Raw genomic sequence first — 386 nt, 5'->3', positions numbered from 1 at the left:
GGGTCGATCGCGGAGAGCTCGTCGGCGACGGCGTCGCCGACGGCGGCGAGGCGCGTCGGGTCGAGCCAGAAGTGCGGGTCGGTCGCGCCGTGGTCGTGGCCGTCGCCGGAATCGTCCGCGTGCTCGGCGTGCTCCTCCGCGCTCTCGTCGGCGTGCTCGCCCTCGCCGCCCGGGTGCTCCTCGAGCCCGGCGGACTCGGCGGCGTCCACGACGTGCTCCGGGGCTCGCTGCTCGATGCCCTCGTCGACGGCGGGCTGGAAGCCCGAGAGGTAGACGACGAGGTCGGCGTCGCCGATCGCGCGCACCTGGGCGGGCGCGAGCTCGAGGTCGTGGGGCTCGGCCGCGGGCGGCGTGAGGTTGGAGACGTCGCCGTGCTCGCCGCCGAC

1 protein-coding gene is annotated in these 386 nt (G+C 76.7%); it reads right to left on the bottom strand.

Going from position 1 to position 386, the window contains the following annotated elements:
- Positions 1-386: zinc ABC transporter substrate-binding protein (locus G3I78_RS50660; RefSeq protein WP_164437430.1), on the bottom strand; the 386-nt coding region annotated here is incomplete at both ends.

The organism is Streptomyces sp. SID13726, from assembly GCF_010548375.1.
In the GTDB taxonomy this organism is placed as follows: Bacteria; Actinomycetota; Actinomycetes; order Streptomycetales; family Streptomycetaceae; genus Streptomyces.
The sequence above is the reverse complement of the archived record's forward strand: the minus strand, read 5'-3'. Positions and strand labels throughout refer to the sequence as shown.